We start from the raw sequence: 545 nt of genomic DNA, 5'->3' as shown, positions 1-545 counted from the left end.
TTCATGAGCCGCTGGCTGCAACTGCCGCTGTACCTCGGCCTGATCCTCGCACAGTGCGTCTATGTCTATCATTTCTGGGTAGAGCTGTCCGACCTGATCGGCGCCGTGCTGGGCAACGCCAACTCGCTGGCGCATATCCTCGACGCAGTGACCGTGGATGGCGCGCCGCGGCCTTCAAAGCTCACCGAAACCACCATCATGCTGGTCGTGCTGGGACTGATCGACGTGGTCATGATTTCCAATCTCCTGATCATGGTGATCGTTGGCGGTTACGAGACCTTTGTCTCCCGCATGAATCTTGAGCAACATCCGGACCAGCCCGAATGGCTGTCCCACGTCAATGCCACCGTGCTGAAGGTCAAGCTCAGCACGGCCATCATCGGCATCTCGTCGATCCACTTGTTGAAGACCTTCATCAACGCCAAGGCGTATGACGAGAAGACCCTGCTTGCACAAACCGGCATCCACATGGTGTTCCTGATCTCGGCGCTGGCGATCGCCTACAGCGACCGCATCATGTCAATGACAGCCAATGCCGACCGCGA

The 545-nt window shown here is 58.0% G+C and carries 1 protein-coding gene; it reads left to right on the top strand.

The genetic code is table 11. From position 1 onward, the window contains the following. Positions 1 to 545, top strand: a 545-nt coding sequence (locus JK635_RS29410) for a TIGR00645 family protein (RefSeq protein WP_202656462.1), incomplete at both ends; no start/stop codon positions are given.

This window comes from Neobacillus paridis, assembly GCF_016765675.1.
GTDB lineage: Bacteria > Bacillota > Bacilli > Bacillales > Cytobacillaceae > Neobacillus > Neobacillus paridis.
Note: the sequence above shows the minus strand (reverse complement) of the source record. Positions and strands in the feature narration are given on the sequence as shown.